Source organism: Paenibacillus sp. P36 (genome assembly GCF_045866505.1).
In the GTDB taxonomy this organism is placed as follows: Bacteria; Bacillota; Bacilli; order Paenibacillales; family NBRC-103111; genus Paenibacillus_E; species Paenibacillus_E chondroitinus.
This window is the reverse complement of record NZ_AP038372.1, coordinates 6,081,858-6,098,344: the sequence shown is the minus strand read 5'-3', so window position 1 is coordinate 6,098,344 and position 16,487 is coordinate 6,081,858. Positions and strand designations below refer to the sequence as shown.

The window sequence follows — 16,487 nt, the reverse complement described above, 5'->3', positions numbered from 1 at the left end:
TTGTTAAGCTATCCTTAAGGTATGACCAAAAAAACGATTATGACAAGGAGTCATTATGAAAACTCACAAAGCTGGGGAAAATAAGGAGCTCAAATTATGGTACCGGGAGCCTGCAAAACAATGGACGGAAGCATTGCCGATCGGGAACGGCCGCTTGGGCGGAATGGTTTTTGGCCAGGTCAAGGAGGAAAAAATTCAGCTAAACGAAGATTCCATCTGGTACGGCGGACCAAAAGAGGGAGAAAATCCGGATGCGCTGCAGCAGCTCCCTCACATTCGCAAGCTGTTGTTTGACGGGGATGTGGAGAAGGCAACCTATCTGACCAGGATGTCTATGTTTTCTACGCCCAAATATTATAATCCGTATCAGCCTCTTGGAGAGATGAAGTTGTTTTTCACGGATATGCAAGGGGATGTCCAAGCTTATCTGCGTGAATTGGACTTGCAGACAGGGATAACTCGGGTAGCTTTTAATGTTGGCGAAATAACTTATAACAGAGAAATATTCACAAGCTATCCGGATCAGGTGATGGTAATTCATTTGACTTGCAGCAAGCCTGGCGGTCTAACCTTCTGTGTGAATTTAAATCGGCGTCCTTATGAGGGAGATAGTTATGCACGGACCTCGGACAGCATTGTCATGAACGGAGAATGCGGCAGAGACGGTGTGGAGTTTAGCGGAGTGCTCAAAGCAAAAGCTCCGGACGGCGTGATTCAGACGATTGGCGATTTTATTTCCGTGGAAGGCGCTTCGGAAGTAACGCTTATGTTTGCAGCGGGGAGTACCTTCCGAGAGGCTGATCCCGAAGCGGCCTGCTTGCAGCAGCTTGAGAAAGCAGGAGCTTACACGTATTCGGAGCTAAAACAAAGACACCTCGACGATTACAAAACGTTGTTTAACCGCGTTCAATTTAGCTTGTCAGCCTCGGACGAGGAACAGCCATTGGCAACGGACGAACTTATGAAAGCCGTAGTGGAGGGGAATCCGAAGCATAGAAAGAGGCTTGCGGAGTTATACTTTCAGTATGGCCGCTATTTGACCATTGCGAGTTCCCGTCCTGGAAGTCTGCCATCCAACCTGCAAGGGATCTGGAATGACAGCTTCACGCCTCCGTGGGAGTCAAAATATACGATTAATATTAATACTCAAATGAATTATTGGCCGGTTGAGGTTTGCGGGTTATCGGAATGCCATGAACCGCTGTTTGATATGGTTGAAAGAATGCGAGTCAAAGGGAGAATAACGGCGAAGACGCTTTACGGCTGCAGAGGTTTCGTCTCCCATCACAATACGAATATATGGGCTGAAACTCGTCCTGAGGGCATCCTCGCAACAAGTGTCCTTTGGCCGATGGGTGCAGCGTGGCTCAGCCTCCATCTGTGGGAGCACTATGCTTACACAGGGAATACGGAATTCTTGCGTGAGCGGGCTTATCCTGTGTTGAAAGAGGCTGCCGAATTTTTCATGGATTATTTAACGGAAGCCCCAGATGGAACGTGGGTGACAGGTCCTTCTATTTCTCCGGAAAATAGTTTCATTTTGCCAAATGGGCTCCGAGGTACGCTATGCATGGGACCTTCGATGGACTCGCAGATCGTGCATGCCCTGTTCGAAGCTTGCATCAAAAGCAGTCATCTCTTGCAATGCGATGAAGTCTTCCGTAATGAACTGTCAGAACGGATGGGGAAACTTCCGCAGCCGCAAATCGGAGCGAACGGCCAGTTAATGGAATGGATGGAGGAATACGTAGAAGCGGAGCCTGGTCATCGGCATATATCCCATCTATTCGCGCTTCATCCTGGCAGACAGATTGACATTCATACAACACCAGATCTGGCCGAAGCCGCAAAGATGACGCTGCGAAGCAGGCTGGCTAACGGGGGCGGCCATACGGGATGGAGCTGCGCTTGGATCATTAACATGTTCGCACGACTTGGAGATGGTGACTCTGCGCTTGCTTATGTGTTGAATCTGTTTGAGAAATCGACGTACCCGAATTTATTTGACGCACATCCACCGTTCCAGATTGACGGAAATTTCGGAGCAACTGCAGGTATCGCCGAGATGCTGCTTCAAAGTCATATGGGTGAGCTCAATCTACTGCCGGCTCTTCCTAACGATTGGGCGTCGGGTTCGATCAAAGGCTTGAGAGCACAAGGCGGGTATGTCGTCGATTTGGCTTGGGAAAAAGGGCAATTAAGCGAAGCGACGATTCAGGCATCGACGAATGGTCATTGTACAATTCGCACCTCATCGCCGGTTGTCGTTGTCTTGAACGATCAGGAAATCGCCCGTTCCAATGGGGAACAGACAATGAGCTTCAAGGTGCAGCAGGGCAGCGTTTATAGTGTGATTGCACAATAAAGTGTTAACACAAACACAACACCATTGTTAAAAAACACATTCCTCATCAATCCAAGGAAGGGTAAGATGGAGATATCCAATTCCGTTGGATAATTACGATAAGAGAATGGGGCAGAAAAGAATGAAAAAAGGGATGGTTATCGCATTAACCCTGGTGTTGACAGCTGGCGCGCTTTCGGGCTGTGGCGGCGGTGCAACAAATCCAAAGTCTGGCGAAACAGCCAAAAAAGATGAAGTTCAAAAGTTTTCCATGTCCATGACGACAAGCGGTTACAAATATGCGGAGCAATCAGCAGATGTGAATAAGGAAAAATGGGTGAAAAAACTGGAGGAACTTACGAATGTAGATCTGGACCTTCGCATGATTCCTCTCAAAGATTTTGACCAAAAAATGTCCCTGATGTTTGCTTCCAACGATATTCCGGATCTTGTCCAAAATGTTGGGGGAGCTACGACCAAAGGGATGTCGGGATCTGTTGAAGCCGGAGTTTTCATGCCTTTGGACGATTTGTTGAAGCAGTATGCTCCAAACATCATGAAAGCGGTGCCAAAGGAAGCGTGGCAGGAAACCAGTTTTAACGGCAAAATCTACGGTATTCCATCGTGGCTTTCCAATCCTTCCCGCCGTGCGACTTTCATTAGAGCGGATCTGCTTGCAAAAACAGGATTGCCTGCACCGAAAACCGTGGATGAGTTCATGACCGTGATGAGAGCGCTGAAGGCCAATGGGGTAGAGAACCCGTACCAAATGCGTGAAAACTTCAAATACGCAGATACGATTCTAGGAGCCTTCGATGTGCTGCCTGCTCAATTTGAAGTCAAGGGAGATCAAGTTGTACCGAAGTTTTTCGATGTGGAAAACATGACCAAAGCTCTTCAAACTTTTAAAACTATGTTTGATGAAGGTTTAATTCCAAAAGATTTCGCATCCATTAGCTCAACCGACTATAATAAGAATATCGAAGCTGGTAAGGTAGGCATGTGGTCAGCGAATGCCCAAAGTTTGTCCGGTTACCGTAACAAACTGAAGAACCTTGTGCCTGATGGGAAAATTGAGATTATCTCCTCCCCTCGAGGACCGGAAAACTTCGGCGGACATTTGCTCTACTCCAGTATTAATACTTCTTATTACATTAATAGCAAAGTGTCGAAGGAAAAAGCGATTCGGATTATTCAGTTCCTGGAATGGATGCTGACTCCGGAAGCTGAGAAATATTTCTCCTTCGGTATTGAAGGTGAAAATTATACAACGGAGAATGGCGCCATTAAATTTACGCCACCAACAGAAACCTCAGCGATTGAGGAAGATCAATTCCGCGGTATGTTCTGGTTTGTACACGATGTAGTGTACAATAAAGCCAAGGAAGAAATGTCTGCAGACGGACGCGACATGATCAAGTACTTGGATACGATTGTTTCCAAAGAAGGTTTAGGTTCTATCCGGTTCGTACCGCAGCTTGAATCGTTCTCGAAATATCCGGATGTAGCGCCAGCAGGCGATGATGTAGGACCTAAATTAATTATTGACCATATGATTAAGATGATTTACGGCAAGGAACCGATCTCCGATTGGCCGAAAGTGATTGAGGAGTACAAAACAAAAGGCGGCAACGATATCCTGAAAGAAGCGACTGAGCGTTACAAGAGTGGCAATGGGGCTATCGTTTCCAACAACAAAAACTAAGTTCAGCTCACAGGAAAAAAGGATTTGTCCCCGCAATGGGTGGACAAGTCTCTTTTTTCTTAGGCGCATTTTTCGATAAACGTTAGAAGTGGAGGCGTTAACAACATGAGATTGTTAATTGTAGATGATGAACCGGTAATTCGCAGCGGCTTAATGATGATGGCCCAGAGCTATACCCACAAGTTTCAACAAATTGAAACCGCGGTGAATGGGCTTGATGCTCTGGAGCAAATGACTCGGTTCGAACCGGACCTGCTTCTAACGGATATTCGAATGCCCAAAATGGATGGCTTAGAGCTTTGCCGCAATGTCTACGAGAAATATCCCCATGTTATGATGGTTGTTGTTTCGGGGTATAGTGATTTTGATTATGCACAAAAGTGTCTGTCTTACGGGGTCAAGCACTATCTGCTGAAGCCGGTTACACCGCCGGATCTGCATGATGTCTTTGACGTTATTATGAAATCGCAATCACAAGGGTATATCCCTGTATCCCGCTATGTGGAATGGGTTGAACGGATAGAAAACAGCATTTGGTTACTGCAGGAAGAAGAATTACAGAAAATTATAGAGGAGTTAAAAGAAGATTGCTCCCACTTGTCTGCGGCTCAGTTGAAAGGTCAGCTCCTCGATGCGGCCGTGCTGCTGCACAAGCAATTTCAAGAGAAAAATCGCGTGATCAACGCGGATTTAACCGAAGATTTTCGCTCATCCTCCAAGGCGGAGCTATTTAAAGAATTTGAGGAACGGCTGCAAACTGTTATGATGGATATTTTGGTTGTCCGCCGAGGCAATTTCAAGGACCCTATGGAGGAAGCCAAAACCTATATAGATAATCATTTGTCCGTGGATATTTCATTAAAAGAAGTTGCGGATATGGTCGGGATTACCCCGAACTATTTCAGCACCTTATTCAAAAAAATGAGCAATGAAACCTTCGTCAGCTACCGGATTAATAAAAGAATGGAGAAAGCTCGTGAACTGCTGGCGATTCCTCATAAACGAACCGTGGATATAGCAGCAGAAGTGGGCTACGATGATTATCCCCATTTTACAAAAACATTTAAGAAAGTCTTTGGTATTTCTCCCTCGGATTATCGGGAATCGTTGGGGATGAAATGAAAAAATTCAATTTATATCCGAAGCTATTTTTATCCTATTTCGTTGTCATTATGATTTCTTTGACGAGTGTCGGTGTGTTTTCATACTGGAGTTCATCCAATGAGCTTGATCAAATTGTGGAGAAGCAGCTAACACAGGTGGTAGGAAACGCAGCGCACCATACGGATCTGTATATCCGAAGTTATGAGCGGTCCATGGTTTCGTTATTGAGCAGCAACGATGTCAAACGGTTCGTTGATCTGCCTGAGGGGGAAACAGGCTACCCTTATTATGAGGCGAGAAAGTTTATTAAGGAGCTTATCATTGAGCCGGCGTTTGCGCGTAATCCGGAAATCTCCAATATTTATATGATTAGCTTTAATCAAAATGCGATGTATTTTTATAATGATACCGTTGGGGGATCTTTCAATAAGGAAGAAGCACAGCAACAGCTGGAGTTTTTCAAAAGTAATACGAAGCCTGATGGCAGCTTGAGTGTATTGAACCACAGCATTCTGTCGGGACAACAAAATATAACGTTGGTTCGACAGATTCGTGGACTATCCTCAACGGAACCCAAAGGGATTCTTGTTGTGGAGTTACGGGCGGCTGAGCTTTCAGAATTGTGGAAAGGCATAGATTTGGGGGAAGACGGCTACTTTTTTATTACCGATGATAATGGTAAGTATGTGTATCAGCCAGATACGGACAAAACAGCAACGGAGCTGCCCGAAGCTATACGGAGTCAGGTGCTGGAGGCCGGTCCTCACGCTTTCATGGCGACAATTGACGATAAGCCGCAGATGTTCATGAGCCGCCGCTCCACTTACGGCGATTGGCGCCTGGTCGTTGCGATGTCGGTGAATGAGCTGCGCAAACCGAGCGATACGATTCGGACAACGACGATCGTTGTCGGATGTTTTACGCTGGGCATCGCGCTATGGATCGCCTTCCGCTTCGGAAGATCGATCACGGGGCCGATTCGCATCTTGAGAAGCGCCATGCGTCAAACCGAGCAGGGGAACTGGGTCCAAATTCCGCTGCCTGAGCATCGGGATGAGATTTCTGAGCTGATGAGCCGGTACAATTTGATGGTGACGCGCCTCTCAGAGCTGGTAGATAAAGTCTACCAAGCGGAACTCAGCGATCAGAAGAGCCAGATGGAACGCCAGAAGGCAGAGCTGCAATCTTTGCAGCTGCAGATTAATCCTCATTTTTTATATAACACACTAGAAACGATTGTTTGCTATGCGGTCATAAGAGATTCGAAGGAAATCTATGAAATTGTTAAAGCTCTTGCGTATATGCTGCGTTATTCCGTGCAGACCAATCTGGAAGAGATAACCGTTTCCAATGAGTTAAAGCATGTCATGTTCTATCTTGTCGTTCTGAAGCATCGCATCGGCCGGGAATTTGAAGTAGATGTAAGCATTCATCCAGATTATTTATTGAATAGCATGGTTCGTTTAACCCTGCAGCCGCTGATTGAAAATGCTTTTCAGCATGCTTTTGCAGACGGTGTGGAGGACTATCATTATATTCGCATCGATGCCGGCGAGGATGAGGATAAGTTCTGGGTGAGCGTTGAAGATAATGGTCTTGGTATCAGTGAGGCCAGGCTGGAGGAACTGCGCGAGAAACTGCACACAAACCAGCTTGCGGATAAGGAGAATGGCTCTTCGAAAGGGATCGGCGGTATCGGAATCATCAACGTCCATCGACGAATTCAGATGGTCTATGGCGAGCAGTATGGCTTGCAGATCGAGAGTGAAGTGGAAAAGGGGACCAAACTCATCATGGTCATGCCTACTTCAGCTAGGGGCAAAAATGGTTGAGATAGCGCTAAACGTAGAACTGGAATATCTTGTATGAACCTTGCCTGCGGCAAGGTTTTTTTGTGTTCAAATTGTTGAAAAACACACCTAGAAACGAAGTTTCTCCATGGTTTGACTCTGGGGACCATAGTATGATGAGACCATCAAACATTTAGATGGACAGAAAGGAAAGACGACCATGGCTTCAAAGACAGATTCGGCAGGACAGACGGTATATACCTTTGCATCGAGAAAAGCGAAAAGAGCTTTTGTCATGAAACATTGGCCTTTATATGTGATTTCAATTCCGGGACTTATTTATTTTGTCATTTTTAAATATATTCCCTTGCTCGGTTCGACCATTGCGTTTCAAAACTACAACATTTTTAAAGGGATAGCTGGCAGTCCATGGGTTGGTTTGGAACACTTTAAACGGATGTTCGCTTATGATGAATTTCTTACCATTTTAAAAAACACACTATTGATCGGCATGTACGATTTGCTTTTTGCGTTTCCCATACCGATTATACTCGCGCTACTGTTAAATGAAATTCGGTTCAATGGGTATAAAAGATTGCTGCAGACGGTCATCTACATGCCGCATTTTCTATCCTGGGTCATTGTTGGCGGGATTGTGATTGGCATTCTTTCACCGTCGACAGGCATTATCAATCACGTCTTAGGCTTGTTCCATATTGAGTCTATTTATTTTCTTGGTGAAAACAGCTATATTCGTTCGATTCTGATTACCTCAGGGATATGGAAAGATAGCGGATGGGGGACGATCATCTATTTGGCCGCAATCGCGGGCATTAACCCGGACCTCTATGAAGCGGCTGAAATCGATGGGGCGGGCAAGTTACGTCAGGTGATGTCGATTACGGTTCCTTCCATTTTGCCTACCATTACAATTTTGTTCTTATTGCATATCGGGAGCTTTCTGGATTTCGGGTTTGAAAGAGTCTACGTCTTCTTAAACTCGCTAAACAGTGAGAACGGCCAAATCCTGGATACTTACGTTTACCGCGCTGGTCTTATAGACCGCCAATACAGCTATACAACGGCAATCGGACTCTTCAAATCAGTCATTGGTTTATTGCTTATTATGCTTGGCAACACCCTGAGTAAAAGAACGACTGGAAACGGCTTGTACTAACATGCGTTCAGTCATAAGGAGGAATAGGGAACGTGATTTTAACAAAAGGACAGCGTGCATTTCAGCTTTTTAATATGATTTTTCTGCTTGTCATCGGCCTTACGATGTTTCTTCCGATCTTGAATGTTATTTCACAGTCATTCAGCAATGCGGTTGCGATTAACAGTGGAAACGTAGGATTCTGGCCTGTAGGTTTTACACTCGAAAATTATCACATGATTCTGAAGGATCCTTCGATCTGGATCTCATTCCGAAACAGTGTCATCATTACGGTTTGCGGCACATTGATTAATTTAATGGCAACGGCAAGCCTGGCGTATCCTTTGTCCCGAGCTGAGTATATTTATAGAAAACCAGCGCTGTTACTGGTACTGTTCACGATGATTTTCCATGCGCCGCTAATTCCCAATTACCTGCTGCTAAAAAATCTGCATATGCTTGATACGCTGTGGGTCTTGATCATTCCAGGCGCAATTAGTGCCTATAACTTGTTCGTCATGCGGTCATTTTTTATGACGCTTCCTGTGGAAATGTTTGATTCTGCTAAAATGGACGGCTGCGGCGAGTTCCGCATGATCTGGAGTGTCGTTCTCCCTTTGTCGAAGCCGGTCATGGCGACGATGGGCATCATGTACGCCGTCGGGAACTGGAATATGTATTCTCAAGCGATTTATTACATCACCAGTAGATCCTTGATTCCACTGCAAGTGCGGCTGCGTGAAATTGTTATCACCGATAACATGGGATCAGCCGACGTATCATCGGAATTGCTGTTGTCCATTTCACCGGAGGGGCTGAAAATGGCGGTGATCGTCATAGCGACGATTCCGATTATGCTGGTGTATCCATTCCTTCAAAAGCATTTCATTAAAGGGATGATGGTTGGTTCGATTAAATCTTAGTTTCTATATCTACCGGAAAGGCCCCTTGATGGGGCATTTTTGTCTGCTGACCCGTTGCACCCCCGCACGTTTCGTCGCATCCCTTACCAACACGCTGCAACTCACCCCGGCCCATGCTGATCCATGGGAATTACCTTACGCGTGAGCTCGCCAGCCAATTCTAACGGACTCCACAGACGTTAATAGGATGAATATCGCCCTGTTTCAAATCTAACGGACACAGGAAGCGTTATTTGCTGATTTCGGGGCGAAATCACGGTAGAAACAAGCAAATAGCTGCGCTGGAGTCCGTTAAATTTTCGGAACGGCTATATTTCGCCGAATAAGAGCAGCTGAGTCCGTTAGACAGTCGGGAGGCGTTGCCACGCATTGCCAACCGGCTTGTTTGCCGGTCAACCTCCGGTCCCGCCCGTCCCGTCTCATCTTGTTGACCTTTCGCGCTCCGCCCGTCGCACCCCCGCACGTTTCGTCGCATCCCTTACCAACACGCTGCAACTCACCCCGGCCCATGCTGATCCATGGGAATTACCTTACGTGCGAACACACCAGCCAATTCTAACGGACTCCACAGACGTTAAAAGGATGAATATCGCCCTGTTTCAAATCTAACGGACACAGGAAGCGTTATTTGCTGATTTCGGGGCGAAATCACGGTAGAAACAAGCAAATAGCTGCGCTGGAGTCCGTTAAATTTTCGGAACGGCTATATTTCGCCGAATAAGAGCAGCTGAGTCCGTTAGACAGTCGGGAGGCGTTGCCACGCATTTCCAACCGGCATGTTTGCCGGTCAACCTCCGGTTCTGGCCGTCCTGCCTCATCTTGTTGACCTTTCGTGCTCCGCCCGTTGCACCCCCGCACGTTTCGCCGCATCCCGTTGAACTATCAACCCGGTCAATCCGCCTTGATCTACCCCGTCCCGCCCACACAGTCTAAGCCAGGTTCACGGTTCACTCTAGTCCACCTAGATCCGTCCCGCGCCGATTGATGGCCGCTAGTTTTTAAAATTTGTTATTGGCAGTTGAGGTGGCAGTTGGCTGAAGGGTGAGTAGTATGATGAAATGTGGATGTGCCTATTTTTCGCGAAACAGCCACTCCTATGTCCATGCATTAATTAACCATAGTATAATAATTGACGGGATCTACAATTTTAAGTAAGATAAGCACGATTCGATCTAGTTGTATAATCCACAAGGAGGGCTTTATGTCCAGAGAACCTTTTTATTACTCCCAAGAATTTGCCCGGCAACTTGATAAAGAAGATGAGCTAGCCCGGTTTCGAGATGAGTTCTATGTGAATGCGGAATCGATCTACATGGATGGCAACTCCTTGGGCTTGTTATCCAGACGCGCAGAGCGAACACTTTTGGAAGTCGTTGATGCTTGGAAAACCCAAGGCATCGATGGCTGGCTGCAAGGCCAGCATCCTTGGTTTTACCTATCGGAAAAATTGGCAGCTTTAAGCGCTCCGCTAGTTGGCGCATCCGAAGATGAGATCATTGTGACGGGTTCCACGACAACGAATTTACATCAGCTTGTGGCGACTTTTTATAAGCCTGAGGGGAAGAAAACGAAAATTTTGGCGGATGAATTGACGTTTCCATCGGATATTTATGCCCTTCAAAGTCAATTGCAGCTACACGGATATGATCCGGCGGAGCATTTGATTCAAGTGAAAAGCCGTGATGGGCGTATCATTGAAGAAGAGGATATCATTGCGGCCATGACGGAGGAGGTTGCATTGATCATTCTGCCGACGGTGCTCTACCGTAGCGGTCAGCTGCTCGATATCGCGCGTTTAACGGCTGAAGCGCATGCTCGTGGAATCCTCATCGGCTTTGATGGATGCCATTCGGTCGGTGCCGTTCCCCATCACTTAAGTAAATGGGACGTTGATTTTGCTTTTTGGTGCAACTACAAATATTTGAACAATGGGCCGGGCGGTACAGCAAGTTTATACGTAAACCGCAAACATTTCGGCCGCTCGCCAGGTTTGGCGGGTTGGTTTGGTTCACGGAAAGACAAACAATTTGATATGGATCATCAATTTGTGCCGGCGGAGCATGCAGGTGCTTTTCAAATTGGCACACCGCATATCTTAAGTATGGCTCCGCTTATCGGCTCTTTGGAAATGTTCGCAGAGGCCGGCATCGAGAAACTCCGCGCAAAATCCTTGCATATTACCTCGTATATGATCGATTTGATTGAACAGGAATTGGCCGGAATGGGCTTCACGATTGGGAATCCAAGGGATGACCTGCGCAGAGGCGGCCATGTCTGTCTAGAGCATGAGGAAGCTGCGCGCATTTGCAAATCATTAAAAGAAAATAAGATCGTACCGGACTTCAGAGCTCCGAACATTATTCGACTGGCTCCGGTTGCGCTTTATACAACTTACGATGAGGTGTGGGAGACTGTGCAGCGTTTAAAAGCCATCATGGTTGAAAAGCAATACGAGAAGTTCGAGAATACGCGCGACGTAGTCGCTTAAGTATAAAGGAAGGGATGACAACCATGTTTGATATTTCTCGCCCATTGGCAACAGGGGTGCCGACTTGGCCAGGAGACACGCCATTCTCTTACGAGGTCAGTTGGACGAAGGAACAAAGCGGTTCCGTGAATGTCGGGAAACTGACGATGAGTATCCATACGGGCACGCATATCGATGCGCCATTTCATTTTGATAATGAAGGTCGGAAGGTCATGGAGCTGGATCTGGAGCTGTACATCGGACTTGCGCGGGTTATTGAGATATCGGGTAAATCGAGCATCGGTGCAGAGGAATTGAAGGCGTTTGAGTTGGACGGCATCACTCGGTTGCTGATACGTACAAATTCTTGGACAAATCCGAATGAATTTCCTACTGAGATTACTTATTTGAGGGACGATGCGGGACCTTATTTAGCTGAAAAGGGAATACGGCTTATTGGCGTGGATGTCCCCTCTGTTGATCCGCTGGATAGCAAGGAATTGGCTGCGCATCATACTCTGCATGCTAATGATATTCATATTTTGGAAGGTATTGATCTGGCAAAAATTGCGCCGAGCGATTATGAATTAATCGCACTTCCTCTACCGCTTGTTGAGGCGGATGGAAGCCCTGTCAGAGCCGTTCTGCGCCCTTTGACATAATCGAAAACAAGAGTAGGAGTGAATCACGTGTCCAATTCAGAGAACCATGAACCAACACAGTCAAAAGCAGCGGATGCCAGCATTCATGGCGACTTTTCCAAAGAAATGTCCTATGGGGATTATCTCCAGCTAGATAAGGTGTTGTCCAGTCAACAACGGCTATCCGGGCATCACGATGAAATGCTGTTTATCATCATCCATCAAGCCAGTGAACTTTGGATGAAACTGATTTTGCACGAGTTGGAGGCTGCTCGTCTTCACATTCAGCAAAATAACTTGGAGCCAGCTTTCAAAATGTTAGCCCGCGTCTCCAGAATCCAGCAGCAATTGATCCAATCCTGGGATGTTCTGTCGACATTGACACCGGCCGAATATATGCAATTTCGGAACAGTCTAGGCCGCTCATCCGGGTTCCAATCCTTCCAAAATCGGCTTATCGAATTCATGCTGGGAGGCAAACAATCCAAGGTTTTGGCGGTCTATGAGCACCAACCGGAACTCCACCAACAATTGAGCCAAGCTCTTTATGAACCTAGCCTTTATGATGCTTCGGTTAAAGCTCTTTCTATGCGAGGCTTGGAAATCGATGCGGATCATTTGCAGCGGGATTGGTCGCAGGAATACAAGGGGAATGCCAGTGTCAAAGCCGCGTGGTTGACTGTTTACCAAGATGTGGAAAAGTATTGGGATCTATATGAACTTGCGGAGAAGCTGGTTGATATCGACAGCCGCCAACAACAATGGCGTTTCAATCACATGGTAACGGTTGAAAGGATCATCGGATTCAAGTCGGGGACAGGCGGATCAGCAGGTGTGGAATATTTGAAGCACGTTGTTGCGCAGCGTTATTTCCCGGAATTATGGAGTCTCCGCACAGACTTGTAAACGAAAGGATCCGCTCCGCGGTAGGGGCGGATCTTTTGCATCATCATCCAAAAGTTCACGGATTGTTCACTTACACGGAGGTTTTCATTTTCTCTATACTTACAAAAGTAAACAGAGAGGATGATGCAAAATGCCAACAACGAAAAGAGAAGAAGTTTATTTTGGGCTGATGATGTGTTTGGGAATGGTTCTAGGTATGACGTTTTATAATTTATTTACCAATGGTTTGATAGGCACGATAACTTTGAAAGAAATTATTTTTCAACTCATTCTAGTCTTTGTTATCGCCTCCTTATTGGAGTTATTTGTCGTTGGTCCCGTGGCCAAGAAGATGGCTTTCTCGTTACCTTATGACAAATCCAAGAAGCTATGGGTAATTGTATCTCTGGCCTTTTTTATGGTGAGTGGGATGGTGCTTTGCATGTCTCTTTACGGGTTAGGGAATGCTTATTTTTCTAACGGGCTGAATGGTGCGTCCCTGCTTGGGAGTTATTTGAGGATCGTAGCTAGAAATTTCATTTTCGCTCTTCCTCTTCAACTCATTCTGGTAGGGCCGATTGTTCGGTATTTATTTGCTGTTTTTATTAAAAATAGAAGAGTCAACGAATCGTTCAGCTGACGCCAAAAACCTTCCTCATACCTAAGGGGGAGGTTGTTTTTTTGAGGGAACTACAATCCACTATTTCGCTGAAAAGGGGTAGTTCCCACAAGCGAGGGGAACTACAGTCCGCTATTTCGCCAATTTCACTCGGAAAACGTGGCATGGGGGACAAATAAGCGCCTGTATTTCCGCTCGAAGAGGAAACACCTCGTTTTCGCCAAAATAGAGGCCTCCAGTTCCGCTAAGTAAAATACGACGCGCGCGCTGCTTCGCCCGCGCATGGCGGCGGTCCCTGCCAGTCGAATTCTGAACGAGCTGAATCCGATACGTGTTGCGGCGTAGGACCCAACAATCAAAAAGTTGTATTGCAACTTTGGTGAAGAGAAGATACAATTTCTAATAAATTCGCTTACGGAATGGACGGTGGGTTTGTTTTGAAATTGCCCTTCCTCTTACGCCTCGTCGATAGCCGCAAAAGTGCGCTTTCAACGATCATTGCCTCCAACTTATTTATACTTTTGATACCGCTTGCAATGGGGCTTTTTCTGTATACGAAAGTGGAACAAAGCTTGGAGAGAAGCACGACAAGATCGAATGGGGCAATGCTCGAGCAGTTGAAGCTGTCGCTGGATAACAAATTGGCGGAAGTAGATACGTTAATGCGCCAAGTTGTATTTGACCCGAAGCTGGATTATATGCTTAGAATCCCTGCCCATCCAAATGATGTGGACAAATATGAATTCATTCAATTCATGCGCGACAAAATGAGTAAATATCACAGTATGACCAGCAATTTTATCCTCGATTATTATGTCTACTTCGCAAACAGCGATACCATCGTCAAACCGGACTTGGTGTCGGATTCGCGGACGTTTTATTCCATCTATTACGCTTATAAGGACATGTCCTACGAAGAGTGGCATCAGCTGCTGGATAAGGAGCATAAAATGTCCTACTTGCCGGCAACTCCGTTATCCAACGAGCAAGAGCAAGTCCCGAAAAATGTGATTACTTATATGCAATCCCTTCCCGTTCAATCGCAATCGCAAAATCTTGGAAGCTTCATCGTGCTGATTGATGGTGAGCAAGTCAAGGAATTGTTCGCGCAGATGGAGTCGGCGAGCCATAGCTCCGTTTATATCATTGATCATGCCGGTAAAACCATTATGAGCAACAGCGATTCCCCATTCCCATCTGACTTGTTAGAGCGCGTTCAAGGGAGTTCGGGCCCATTTGATTACCGACTCGCAGGGGTTGACCAAGTGGTTTCCGTGACCTCCTCGCAAAAAGCAGGCTGGAAATATGTATCGATCATGCCCAATGATGTGTTTATGCAGCAGGTGAATCAAATCCAGAGCTGGTCCATCGGCCTGTTCATCCTTTGCTTAATTTGCGGTTTAGTGGCTGTCAGCATTGGCGCCTACCGTACGTACAAACCTCTCCAAAAAACAGTAAACGCGATTATGCGTGGAAAAGAAATGATCAGGCGCCCGGCCTCGAATGAATACGAGTTTATTCGGCAAACCGTCGAGGGCTCCATCCATGAAGAGAAAAACCTGCGCATGACGCTAACGCAGCAAATCCCGTTCATTCGGGCCAACTATTTGTCCCGTCTTCTGAATGGTCACATGGATGTCGATGTGTCGGCAGCCAACGGGGATTCGCTGCAATTTATGGATTTGAAATTTACAAGTGACTGTTTCGCCGTGCTGCTCGTCAAGATTGAGGATATTCCGTTTCTAGCGGCGGAAGAAGATGAGAAGCAATGGGCGCATGCAAGGTTCATTATTTCAAATATTGGCGCGGATCTGATTGCGGCGAATCATCGAGGATTTTCGGTCGAACTCGACCGGGATCGCATTGCGCTTCTCATGAATCTAACAGCAGATCGCGAGGAATTCGCCGAATCCGATATCCGGGATATCGCGGATTCGCTCTTCAGCATCACCTCACAAAGATTCCATATTGGCATTACGATTGCCGTTGGCGGGATTCATTCAGGCCCCAAAGCCATTCGAGACTCGTATCCTGAAGCACTGGCGGCGCTTGAATACAGGTTGATTTTGGGGAAACATGCCACAATCCATTTTCAGGATATTCTTGAAGTGAAACAGCATTACTACTATCCGCTTGAAAGTGAGATCCAGCTGATTAATTTCGTGCGAAGCGGGGATACCGAAAATGTGGAAAAGCTGCTGAATAAAATATATGCGATGAATTTTGACTCCGGTCATATGACGCCTGAGTTAGGCAAAGGTTTGTTTTTTAACGTGACAAGTACGCTTCTGAAAATAGTTAACTCTTCGAATACGAATCAAGAGCAAGTACTTGGCGCTGACTTTGATCCGATCAAAGAAGTGTTCAGTTATCCAACTGCGCAAGGGATGTACTCGAAAACGAAGGAGTTATACGAAACGCTGACCCGTTCGTTTAATGTGGATCGATCCGGCCATAGTACGCAGCGCCTGGAGGAAATTATTGGCATTGTACACGAGCACCTCGATGACTCGAACCTTGGCGTGGCACAAATTGCTGAACGTATTCAAATGACACCGCAGTATCTGTCTACCTTCTTCAAAAAACATCAGGGACAAAACCTGCTGGATTACATTACGCATAAACGGATTCAACAAGCCAAGCAATTAATGGAGAACAAAGAACTGACCATTGTACAGATCGCTCAAAAAATCGGCTACAACAATGATGTCGTTTTCATTCGGGCATTCAAGAAGCTCGAGGGCGTAACGCCAGGTAAATACCGTGAAACGATGTTGCCGGAAATCATTAGCTCAGACGCATAAAAGGCAGCCTCTTGGGGCTGCTTTTTCTGTAGCGCCAGCTACTGACGAT

The 16,487-nt window shown here is 46.3% G+C and carries 11 protein-coding genes; all 11 read left to right on the top strand.

Annotated features, from left to right (window positions below):
* Window positions 1-55 precede the first annotated feature (55 nt).
* The 11 genes from ACKTT9_RS27215 to ACKTT9_RS27165 all read left to right on the top strand — a co-directional run bounded on the left by ACKTT9_RS27215 (window position 56) and on the right by ACKTT9_RS27165 (window position 16,438).
* Window positions 56-2,365: a glycosyl hydrolase family 95 catalytic domain-containing protein gene (locus ACKTT9_RS27215; RefSeq protein WP_407868372.1), complete on the top strand. Its 2,310-nt coding sequence runs from the start codon at window positions 56-58 to the stop codon at window positions 2,363-2,365.
* 121 nt (window positions 2,366-2,486) lie between these two features.
* Window positions 2,487-4,049 carry an extracellular solute-binding protein gene (locus tag ACKTT9_RS27210; protein WP_407868371.1) on the top strand — a complete coding sequence of 521 codons (1,563 nt, stop codon included), beginning with the start codon at window positions 2,487-2,489 and terminating at the stop codon, window positions 4,047-4,049.
* A gap of 105 nt (window positions 4,050-4,154) precedes the next feature.
* Window positions 4,155-5,171, top strand: a complete 1,017-nt coding sequence (locus tag ACKTT9_RS27205; protein WP_407868370.1) for a response regulator — start codon at window positions 4,155-4,157, stop codon at window positions 5,169-5,171.
* Window positions 5,168-6,985 carry a sensor histidine kinase gene (locus ACKTT9_RS27200; RefSeq protein WP_407868369.1) on the top strand — a complete coding sequence of 606 codons (1,818 nt, stop codon included), beginning with the start codon at window positions 5,168-5,170 and terminating at the stop codon, window positions 6,983-6,985. Before ACKTT9_RS27205 ends, ACKTT9_RS27200 begins: the two co-directional genes overlap by 4 nt.
* 178 nt (window positions 6,986-7,163) lie before the next feature.
* Window positions 7,164-8,120, top strand: a complete 957-nt coding sequence (locus ACKTT9_RS27195) for an ABC transporter permease (RefSeq protein WP_407868368.1) — start codon at window positions 7,164-7,166, stop codon at window positions 8,118-8,120.
* Window positions 8,121-8,194: 74 nt separating this feature from the next.
* The gene (locus ACKTT9_RS27190; RefSeq protein ID WP_407873125.1) at window positions 8,195-9,022 is read left to right on the top strand and encodes a carbohydrate ABC transporter permease; all 828 of its coding nucleotides are present in this window, start codon (window positions 8,195-8,197) and stop codon (window positions 9,020-9,022) included.
* 1,201 nt (window positions 9,023-10,223) lie between these two features.
* Window positions 10,224-11,510 carry a kynureninase gene (kynU, locus tag ACKTT9_RS27185; RefSeq protein WP_407868367.1) on the top strand — a complete coding sequence of 429 codons (1,287 nt, stop codon included), beginning with the start codon at window positions 10,224-10,226 and terminating at the stop codon, window positions 11,508-11,510.
* A 14-nt stretch (window positions 11,511-11,524) separates the two neighbouring features.
* Window positions 11,525-12,151 (top strand): arylformamidase, encoded by a 627-nt coding sequence (gene kynB, locus ACKTT9_RS27180; RefSeq protein WP_407868366.1) that lies wholly within the window; start codon window positions 11,525-11,527, stop codon window positions 12,149-12,151.
* A gap of 27 nt (window positions 12,152-12,178) precedes the next feature.
* Window positions 12,179-13,036 (top strand): tryptophan 2,3-dioxygenase, encoded by an 858-nt coding sequence (gene kynA / locus ACKTT9_RS27175; RefSeq protein WP_407868365.1) that lies wholly within the window; start codon window positions 12,179-12,181, stop codon window positions 13,034-13,036.
* A gap of 130 nt (window positions 13,037-13,166) precedes the next feature.
* Window positions 13,167-13,655, top strand: coding sequence for a hypothetical protein (locus tag ACKTT9_RS27170; protein WP_407868364.1), 489 nt, complete (start codon window positions 13,167-13,169; stop codon window positions 13,653-13,655).
* A gap of 416 nt (window positions 13,656-14,071) precedes the next feature.
* The gene (locus ACKTT9_RS27165; RefSeq protein ID WP_407868363.1) at window positions 14,072-16,438 is read left to right on the top strand and encodes a helix-turn-helix domain-containing protein; all 2,367 of its coding nucleotides are present in this window, start codon (window positions 14,072-14,074) and stop codon (window positions 16,436-16,438) included.
* Window positions 16,439-16,487 lie beyond the last annotated feature (49 nt).